This window comes from Kitasatospora sp. NPDC003701 (genome assembly GCF_053587085.1).
Window position 1 is genome coordinate 47605 of record NZ_JBSFNM010000040.1, and the last position, 9270, is coordinate 56874.

A 9270-nucleotide genomic window follows, 5' to 3' on the forward strand; every position below is an offset into this window, starting at 1 on the left:
GGGCGGGGGAGCCGGAGGTCACGCTCAGCGGCGCCCCGGTGGGCGACTCAGGGTGCTCGGTGTTCGGCGGCCGGTCCGGAGGCAGCGCCGACGAGATCGGTGTGGGCCGGCGGTTCCGTGGCGAGCGGATGGCCGGGCTTGCCGACCTTGCCGACCAGCAGGGTCAGCAGCGGCCCGGTGGCGATGGTGGTCAGCAGCGCCATCACCACGAGGACGGTGTAGTGCGAGGCGTCCACGAGCCCCATCTGCCGGCCGGCGGTGAGCACGATCAGCTCGGTCAGGCCGCGGGTGTTCATCAGGACACCGAGGATGGTGGCCTGACGGCTCGGGATTCCGGTGAGCCTGGCTCCGAGGTAGGTGCCGCCGATCTTGCCGAGGACCGCGACCGCGACCACGCCGAGCGCCGTGAGCCACTCGGCCGGGCTCAGCGCGGCGAGGTTCACCTGCCAGCCGGCCACGATGAAGAAGATCGGCATCAGCAGCTTGGCGCCGATCGGCTCGACCTCGCGCCGCAGCCGGGCGGCCCAGCCGCTCGGCCCCTCGGGGTCGACGACGCCGGGCACGCTCTCGCCCCGGGCGTCCGACTTCGCCCGCTGCTCGCTGCCGGCGATGGACATGCCGAACAGGAACGCCCCGAAGATGAAGTCCAGGCCCATCCACTGGGTGACCGCGCAGGAGGCCAGCAGCCCCACCGCGACCATGACCAGGTCGACACCGCCGAACCGCGCCGCACCGCCGCGCACCGCGCGGCGGAACAGCGGCCGGACGACGAAGGCCAGCACGGCGAGGAAGACCGGCAGCAGGAGCAGCCGGGTGGGCGTCTGCCCGGCCACGGTGAGCGTGTCCAGGCCCAGCAGGACCCAGATCGCCACGTCGCACACCGCCGCGCTGGTCACCGAGAGCCGGCCGACCGGTGTCTGCAGCAGCCGGCGGTCCTCCAGCACCCGGACCAGCACCGGGAAGGCGGTCACCGAGAGCGAGATGCCGACGAAGAGGACGTACCCGGCGTCCGAGACGACCGGTCCGCCCGGCGTCCACACCAGCCCGAGCCCGCACCCGAGGGCCAGCGGGACCAGGACGGCCCCGGCGGCGACCCCGAGGATGTTGCGGTTCGAGCCGCGGGCGACGCCGGGCTCGAACTCCAGCCCGACCACGAACATCATCAGGGCCACGCCCAGGTCGGCGAAGCCGCTGAGCAGGCCGCGGACCTCGGTCGGGAACAGGGCCGAGGCCAGCGCGCCGTGTGCCACCGTCGGCCCGAGCAGCACACCGGCCACGATCTCGCCCACCACCGCCGGCTGCCCGAGGCGCCGCGCGATCGCGCCGGCGACCAGCGCGATCGCCGCGATCGCCGTCAGCGAGGTGAACATGGTGATCAGCAGGTCGTTGGTCATTCTTCTTCCCGGGGCCAGGACGCGAACGTCCGCCTGCCGTAGAGCAGCGGCGCCTCGTCGAACAGGGTGATCGCCTCGACCTGGCCGAACAGCACGGCGTGGGTGCCGACCACCTGGACGTCGACCAGCTCGCACTCGGCCACCGCCAGCGCGTCGTCGACGAGCCACGGCAGTCCGCTGTGCTGGGTGCGCTGCCAGCGCACCTGGGCGAAGCGGTCCACGTTGCGGGTCGCGAAGAGCCGGGCCGTGCCGGCCGCGCGGGCGTGCAGCAGGTTCACTGCGAACGCACCGCGGCGGGCGGCGACGGCCATGGTCACGCTGTTGGTGTCCAGGCAGACCAGCAGGGTCGGCGGGGACAGCGTCACGCTCGTCATGGACGAGCAGGTCAGCCCCTGCGGCTCGCCGTCCTCCAGTGCCGAGGTGATCACGGTGACACCGGTCGGGAAGTTGCTCATCAGCGACCGGTACTCGTCTCTGAACAGCTCGGAGACGGTCGCGCCGGCGGAACCGGCGCGATCGGGCTCGGTCACTGGGCCGGGGCGGAGCCGGCCGACGAGTCGCCCTGCTCGTGCAGGCTGGTCAGGTACTCGCGGGTGCTGGGCAGCGCCTTGACCAGCTCGGCCGCCTCGGCCTGCAGCAGCTCGAACTCGGCGAGGGCGCTGGTCGGGTCGATGTGCGACAGCGCGGGACGCGCCCGCTCCGGCTCGGCGCCCAGGCCCATCAGCATCGTGACCCAGGAGTAGTCCTCGAAGCCGTGGTAGTGCGGGTAGATGGTGGCCGGGTCGAGCAGGGTCGAGTCGGCCAGCTCCAGGCGACGGGCCAGACCCTCCGGGATCTCCCGGGTCTTGGTGGCCTTCCAGTACGGGGTGTCCTCGCGGGCCGACGCACGGTAGTGCAGGACCAGGAACTCCTTGACGCCGTCGAGCACGTGGGCGACCCGCTCGTTGTAGGCGTCGCGCAGGGTCGGGTCCCAGTTCTCGTCCGGGAAGTGGCGCACCAGCTGCTCGATGGCGTGCTGGATGAAGAAGATGCCGGTGGACTCCAGCGGTTCGACGAAGGCGCTGGACAGGCCGACGGCGACGCAGTTGTTCACCCAGGAGCGCTCGTTGCGGCCGATCCGCATCCGGATGTGGTTGGCCTCCAGGCCCTCCGCGTCCGGGCCGATGAAGTCGCGCAGGGTCTGCTCGGCCTCCTCGGGGGTGCAGAACTCGTCCGAGTAGACGTAGCCCGTGCCGTCCCGGTTGTAGAGCGGGATGGTCCAGATCCAGCCGGCGTCCATCGCGGTCGCCGTGGTGTAGGGGCGCATGCCGTCCTGGGCGGTGTTGCGCGGCACCCGCAGCGCGACGGCGCGGTTGTTCGGCAGCACGTCCTGGAAGGAGATGAACGGCTCCTCCAGCGCCCCGTTGATCAGCAGGCCGCGGAAGCCGGTGCTGTCGACGAACAGGTCGGCGGCGAGGTCACCGGACTCGCGGGTCGTCACGTGGGTGATCCAGCCGCGGTCGTCCCGGGCGACGTCGACCACGTCGTCGACGACGTGCTTCACGCCACGGGCGGTGGACCAGTCGCGCAGGTAGCGGGCCAGCAGCGCGGCGTCGAAGTGGTAGGCGTACGGGAACTGGGCCCGCTGCTCGGCCAGCGTGGAGCGGCCCAGCGAGCTGTCCAGCTCCGAGGCGAACAGGCCGCCGCCGAGCATGCGCGGGGAGCGCTGGGCCTCGCACAGGTGGGGGGTCAGGTAGCAGGCCTCGTCGAAGCGCTTGGACCCGTCGCCCAGCTTCAGCCACCAGTCGGCGAGGTTGAAGCCGTCGGCGACGCGCAGCCGCTCGAAGGGGTGGTAGAAGTGCGTGCCGTCGCCGCGCCAGTTCTCGAAGCGGATGGCGAGCTTGTAGGAGCCGGAGACGGCCGGCATCCAGTCCTGCTCGTCCAGGCCGAGGAAGTCGAAGAAGTGCCGGACGGTGCTGAACGTGGCCTCGCCGACACCGATCGTCTCGACGCGGTCCGACTCGACCAGGGTCACGTCCACCTTGTCGCCGAAGGCGGCCTTGAGGTACGACGCGCTCATCCAGCCGGACGTGCCGCCTCCGACGATTAGGATCGACCGAACCATCCCGTGCCTCCTGGGTACGTGGAGCGGTCCGACCACCGAACCGTCCCGATCATCCTGATGACCGCGGCTATAGGTCACCCATCAGCGACCATGCGCTGCGCTCCACGGGCCGCCGCGGCGGGCCCCCCGGGGTGCGCCCCCGGCGCCGCCCCCGAGGCCCGGCGGTGGCCACCCCGGGCCGGCCGGGCGGCGGACTCGCGTTCGCCGTCGAGGCCCTGACGTCACATCAGGACGGGGTCGTCGCGCCCTGCGTCCCCCGCGCGTCCCGAGCGGCCCGCCGGAAGGCAACCCCGCCCGTGGAGGCCGGCGCCGCCTCCGCCGCCCCCGGCCGCGCCCGCCTCGGCCTGACGGACCGTCGGGCCGTGCCGGTCCGGACCGGTTCCGGGCGGCCCGGTCGGGCCGGCCGCCGTGCCGGACCCCGGTGGCGCCCGGCGTGGCGCTCCACGGCCCCGCCCGGCTGCCGCGGCGCCGCCAGCCGGGGTATGGACGGGTTATGGAGGGCCGTTCGTAGGCTCTGGTTCCGTCGGGTCGGGGGTTCCGCGCGTCCGGTGACGCGCTGCCACCGGGCGCCGCCGGTCCGGCCCGCGATTCGGCGGGAGCAGGCCCGGCCCGTGCCGGGACCGGCCGCGCGGCACGGCGGTCCGAGCTCGCGCCCGACGCCCCGCCGGCGGCCCGGCCTCGCCATCGCCCGAAGGAGTTCGACCGGAATGGATCCTCTGCTGCTTCCGGAGCTCATCGCCCGGCAGATGTCCCGCACCCCGGACGCGGTCGCCGTCGTGGACGGCGACCGGACGGTCGGCTACCGCGAGCTGGACCGGGCCGTCGAGCGCACCTGCCGCGGGCTGCTGGCGCGCGGAGCCGGTGCGGACCGGCTGGTCGGCGTGGCGCTGGACCGCGGCGTGGACCTGGTGCTCGCGGTGCTCGCGGTGTGGCGGGCGGGCGGCGCCTACCTCCCGCTCGACCCGGCCCTGCCGGCCGCCAGGCTGGCCGAGTCGATCCGGGACGCCGGCGTCTCCCTGGTGCTGGCCGAGGAGCCGCTCGCCGCGACCGTCCGGGCCGCCGGGGCCCGCCCGGTGACGCCCGCCGAACTGCGCGGGCCGTCCGAGGCCTTCCTGCCCGTCGCCCCGGCCGTCACCGACCCGGACCGGCTCGCCTACGCCGTCCTCACCTCCGGCTCGACCGGCCGGCCCAAGGCGGTCGCCGTCACGCACGCCGGAATCGCCGGCCGGGTCGCCTGGACCGTCGACACCCACGAACTGGGCCCGGCGGACCGCGTCCTGTTCAAGACCTCGATCGGTTTCGACGCCGCCGCCTGGGAGTTCCTCGCCCCACTGGCCGGCGGCGGCACGGTGGTCGTCGCGCCGCCCGGCACCGAACGCGATCCGGCGGCGCTGCTGCGCACCGCCGCCGCCCACCGGGTGACGGTCCTCCAGGCGGTGCCCTCCGTGCTGCGGTCGCTGGTCGACGAGGGCGACTGGAGCGGCTGCGACGCGCTGCGGCTGGTCTTCAGCGCGGGCGAGCCGCTGCACGCCGAACTCGCGACCCGGCTGCGTGACCGCACCGGCCCGGGAGTCCGGCTCTGGAACACCTACGGCCCCACCGAGTGCAGCATCGACGTCACCGCCCATCCCGTCGACCCCGCACGGATGACCGGGCCGGTCCCGATCGGCCGGCCCATCACCGGAATGCGGGTCCTGGTCCTCGACCCGGCCGGTCACCCGGTGCCGGTGGGCGTGCCCGGCGAGCTCCACGCGGGCGGGCCCGGCGTCGCCCGCGGCTACCTCGGCCGGCCCGGGCTGACCGCCGAGCGCTTCGTCCCGGACCCGTACGGCCCGCCCGGCGCCCGGCTCTACCGCACCGGCGACAAGGTCCGCTGGCGCCCGGACCGCACCCTGGAGTACCTCGGCCGGCTGGACCGGCAGCTGAAGGTGAACGGGGTCCGGATCGAACCCGGCGAGATCGAGGCGGTGCTCGCCGCCCACCCCGGGGTCGGCGCGGCCGTCGTCACCCCCGTCACCCCGGCCGGCGCCACCGGGGTCCGGCTGGCCGCGCACGTCGTGCTGCGCAGCCCGGTCCCGCCCGGCGAGCTGCGCGCCTTCCTCGCCGGGCGGCTGCCGGAGAGCCACCTGCCGGCCGTCGTGCGCGAGGTGCCGGCGTTCCCGCTGACCGCCTCCGGCAAGGCCGACCGGGCCGCGCTGCGGGCCGCGGCCGAGGCGGAGGGAGCGGGCCGGGCCCCGTACGCCGCCCCGCGCGACCGGGCCGAGGAACTCGTCGCCGAGGTCTGGTCCGGGCTGCTGTCGGTGGACCGGATCGGGGCCCACGACGACTTCTTCGCGCTCGGCGGGACCTCGCTCCAGCTGGTCCGGCTGGCCGCGGGCCTGCGGGCGGCGGGCGGCGGGCCGGTCCCGCTGCGCGGCCTGTTCACGGCCGCCACCGTGGCCGAGCAGGCCCGGCTGCTCACCCCGGCGGCCGCGGACCCCTCCGACGGCGGGCCGCTGATCCCGGTCCCGCGGGGCGGCGCGCTGCCGCTCTCGCCCGGGCAGCGGCGGCTCTGGTTCCTCGACCGGCTGCGGCCGGGCGGCACCGAGTGGGTCGCCCCGCTGCTGGTCCGGCTGCCGGCCGCCACCGGCGCGGACACCGTGCGCCGGGCGCTGCGGCTGCTCGCCGAGCGGCACGAGTCGCTGCGCACCCGCTACACCGCGGAGGCCGGTGAGCCCCGGCAGTGGATCGGCCCGGCGGAGGAGGTCGAGCTGCGGGTCGAGGACGCCACCCGGGAGCGGCTCGCCACGCTGTTCGATCGGCAGTTCCGTCGCGGCTTCGACCTCGGACACGGCCCGCTCTGGCGAGCGCTGCTGGCCCGGATCGAGGGCGAGGAGCATCTGCTGCTGCTGACCCTGCACCACATCAGCTGCGACGGCTGGTCGACGGTCGTCCTGGAGCGCGAGCTGCGCGAGCTGTGCGCGGCCCTGCACGAGGGCCGCGAGAGCACCCTGACCCGGCCCGAGGTGCAGTACGCCGACTGGGCGGCGTGGTCCGCCCGGCGGCTGACCGACGGTCGGCTCGCGGCCGAACTCGACTACTGGCGAACCGCGTTGGACGGCCTGCCGACCCTCGACCTGCCCGTCGACCGGCCCCGCCCGGCCGAGCGCGACGGGCGCGGCGCCGCCCACGCCTTCCAGCTGGGGCCCGAGCAGGCCCGGCGGCTCACCGCACTCGGCCGGGCCCACGGCGCGACGCCCTTCGTCGCCCTGCTGACCGGGTTCGCGGCCGCGCTGGCGCGCCACACCGGCCAGTGGGACGTCCCGGTCGGCACCCCCGTCCCCGGCCGCACCCGGCCGGAGGTCGAGGACACCGTCGGGTTCTTCCTCAACTCCTTGGTGCTGCGCTGCCGGCTGGACGGCCGGGCCGGCTTCGCGGCGGCCCTCGACCGGGTGCGCGACCTCGCCCGGGAGGGCTTCGCCCACCAGGACCTGCCCTTCGAGCAGCTGGTGCAGGCGCTCGGCACCGAGCGCGACCTCTCCCGCACCCCGCTCTACCAGGTCGCCTTCGACCTGCACACCGAGGGGCGGACCAGCGTCGCCGACCGCGACGAGGACCTGGCCGCGTTCACCGACGCCTGGCGGGTGGCCAAGACCGACCTGACCCTGTTCATGCGCCGGATGCCGGACGGCTCCTACCGCGGCGCGCTGGAGTACGACACCGCGCTCTTCGACGCGGCCACCGTCGCCGCCCTGGCCGACCGGTTCACCCGACTGCTGACCGCGGCGGTGGCGGACCCGGAGCGGCCGCTGGAGGCCCTGGACCTGCTGTCGCCGGCCGAGCTCCACCGCCAGCTGGTGGAGTGGAACGCGCCCGGAACCGCCGGTCTCCCGGCCACCGTCCCGGCCCGCTTCGAGGAACAGGCCCGGCGCACGCCGGCCGCGCCCGCCGTGCTGCTGGGCGAGCGGGTGCTGAGCTACGCCGAGCTGGACGCCGCCGCGAACCGGCTCGCCCACCGGCTGCGCGCGGCCGGCGTCCGGGACGAGGACCGGGTCGGCGTCGTGCTGGAACGCGGACCGGAGCTGCTCACCGCCCTCCTGGCGGTCTGGAAGGCGGGCGCCGCCTACGTCCCGGTCGACCCGGCCGACCCGGCCGGACGGATCGCCGAGGTGCTCCGCGCCTCGGGCGCGGCCGCCTGGATCGGTACCGGTGGCACCGGCCCGGCCGACCACCCCGGAGCCGTCCGGCTGGACACCGAGGCGGCGGCCGTCGCACAGCTGCCCGGCACCGCCCCGGCCCGTACCGAGGAGGCCGGCCGGCTGGCCTACGTGATCTTCACCTCGGGCTCCACCGGCCGGCCCAAGGGCGTCGAGATCACCCACCGGGGCCTGGCCGACCACGTGGACTGGGCGGCGACCGAACTCGCGGCCCGCGGCAGCGGCGGCGCGCCGCTGTTCTCCTCGCACGCCTTCGACCTCGTCGTCCCCAACCTCTGGGCGCCCCTGGTGGTCGGACAGCCGGTGCGGGTCTTCCCCCCGGACGCCGAGCTGTCCCGCCTCGGCGACTGGCTCGCCCGCACCGGCCCGTTCAGCTTCCTCAAGCTGACGCCGGGACACCTCGACATCATCGCCGACCAGCTGAGCGCCGAGCAGGCCGCGGCGCTGGCCCCGGTCCTGGTGGTCGCCGGGGAGCCGTTCACCCGGCAGACCCTGGAGCGCTGGCGGGCCCTCGCCCCGGACACCGAGCTGATCAACGAGTACGGACCGACCGAGGCCGCCGTCGGCACCACCGTCCACCCGGTGCCCGCCGGCCCGCCGACCCGGATCCTGCCGATCGGGCGGCCGCTGCCGCACACCACGGTGTACCTGCTGGACGACGCGCTGCGGCCGGTCCCCCGGGGCACGCGGGGCGAACTGTGCATCGGTGGACGCCGGCTGGCCCGCGGCTACACCGGCCACCCCGCGCTGACCGCCGAGCGCTTCGTCCCGGACCCGTACGGGGAGCCCGGCGCCCGGCTGTACCGCTCGGGCGACCTCGCGCGCCAACTCAACGACGGAACGGTCGAGTTCCTGGGTCGGCTGGACGAGCAGGCGAAGATCCGCGGCCACCGGGTCGAGCCGGCCGAGGCCCGGTCCGCCCTGGCCCGGCACCCGGCCGTCCGCGAGGCCGCGGTGCTGGTGCACCGGCCGGCCGGCGGGGACCCCTCGCTCGCCGCCTACTACCGGCCGGCCGACCTCGCCGCCGCGCCGTCCGCGCGGGAGCTGGCCGAGCACTGCGCCCGGACGCTGCCGCCCTACCTCGTCCCGGCCACCTTCACGGCGCTCGACGAGCTCCCGCTGACCGCCAACGGCAAGCTCGACCGCCGCGCCCTGCCCGCGCCCGGCCGGGCGACGGGCGCGCCGGAGACCCGGACCGCCCCGAGCGGACCGCTGCAACAGCGCATCGCGGCCCTGTGGGCGGAGCTGCTCGGCACCGAACCCGACGCGGACACGGACTTCTTCGTCAGCGGCGGGACGTCGATCACCGCGATCCGCCTGATCGCCGCCGTCCACCAGGAGTTCGGCATCGACCTGCCGGTCCGGGCGGTCTTCGAGACCCCCACCGTCACCGGCCTGGCCACCGCGGTCGAGGAGCTCGTCCTGGCCCGGGTCGCCGGGATGACCGACGACGAGATCGCCGCCACGTTCTGACCGCGGCCGCCCGCACCCCCGCCCACGACCTGCCGCACGGCCGCGCACCCGGTGCCGGACCGCCCTCCCCGTCCGCGCCCCACCACAGCTGAGGAGAGCCGAG

At 75.6% G+C, this 9270-nt stretch carries 4 protein-coding genes; 1 reads left to right on the forward strand and 3 read right to left on the reverse strand.

From position 1 onward, the window contains the following. Positions 1-47: 47 nt before the first annotated feature. The 3 genes from ACWDRR_RS29855 to ACWDRR_RS29865 all read right to left on the reverse strand — a co-directional run bounded on the left by ACWDRR_RS29855 (position 48) and on the right by ACWDRR_RS29865 (position 3498). Positions 48-1394, reverse strand: a complete 1347-nt coding sequence (locus tag ACWDRR_RS29855) for a cation:proton antiporter (protein ID WP_449775350.1) — start codon at positions 1392-1394, stop codon at positions 48-50. Then, the gene (locus tag ACWDRR_RS29860) at positions 1391-1849 is read right to left on the reverse strand and encodes a flavin reductase family protein (protein WP_449775351.1); all 459 of its coding nucleotides are present in this window, start codon (positions 1847-1849) and stop codon (positions 1391-1393) included. The genes ACWDRR_RS29855 and ACWDRR_RS29860 overlap by 4 nt, the downstream gene beginning before the upstream one ends. Before the next feature lie 71 nt (positions 1850-1920). Further along, complete coding sequence (locus ACWDRR_RS29865; RefSeq protein WP_449775352.1) at positions 1921-3498, reverse strand: tryptophan halogenase family protein; 1578 nt, start codon at positions 3496-3498, stop codon at positions 1921-1923. A 707-nt stretch (positions 3499-4205) separates the two neighbouring features. On the opposite strand from ACWDRR_RS29865, the gene ACWDRR_RS29870 reads away from it, so the two are divergent. Next, positions 4206-9167, forward strand: coding sequence for an amino acid adenylation domain-containing protein (locus ACWDRR_RS29870; RefSeq protein ID WP_449775353.1), 4962 nt, complete (start codon positions 4206-4208; stop codon positions 9165-9167). Positions 9168-9270 lie beyond the last annotated feature (103 nt).

What these genes read in the sequence shown, in the direction of transcription:
- ACWDRR_RS29855 (WP_449775350.1), bottom strand. Translation starts at nt 1,394, where the DNA reads ATGACCAACGACCTGCTGATCACCATGTTCACCTCGCTGACGGCGATC.
- ACWDRR_RS29860 (WP_449775351.1), bottom strand. Translation starts at nt 1,849, where the DNA reads ATGAGCAACTTCCCGACCGGTGTCACCGTGATCACCTCGGCACTGGAG.
- ACWDRR_RS29865 (WP_449775352.1), bottom strand. Translation starts at nt 3,498, where the DNA reads ATGGTTCGGTCGATCCTAATCGTCGGAGGCGGCACGTCCGGCTGGATG.
- ACWDRR_RS29870 (WP_449775353.1), top strand. Translation starts at nt 4,206, where the DNA reads ATGGATCCTCTGCTGCTTCCGGAGCTCATCGCCCGGCAGATGTCCCGC.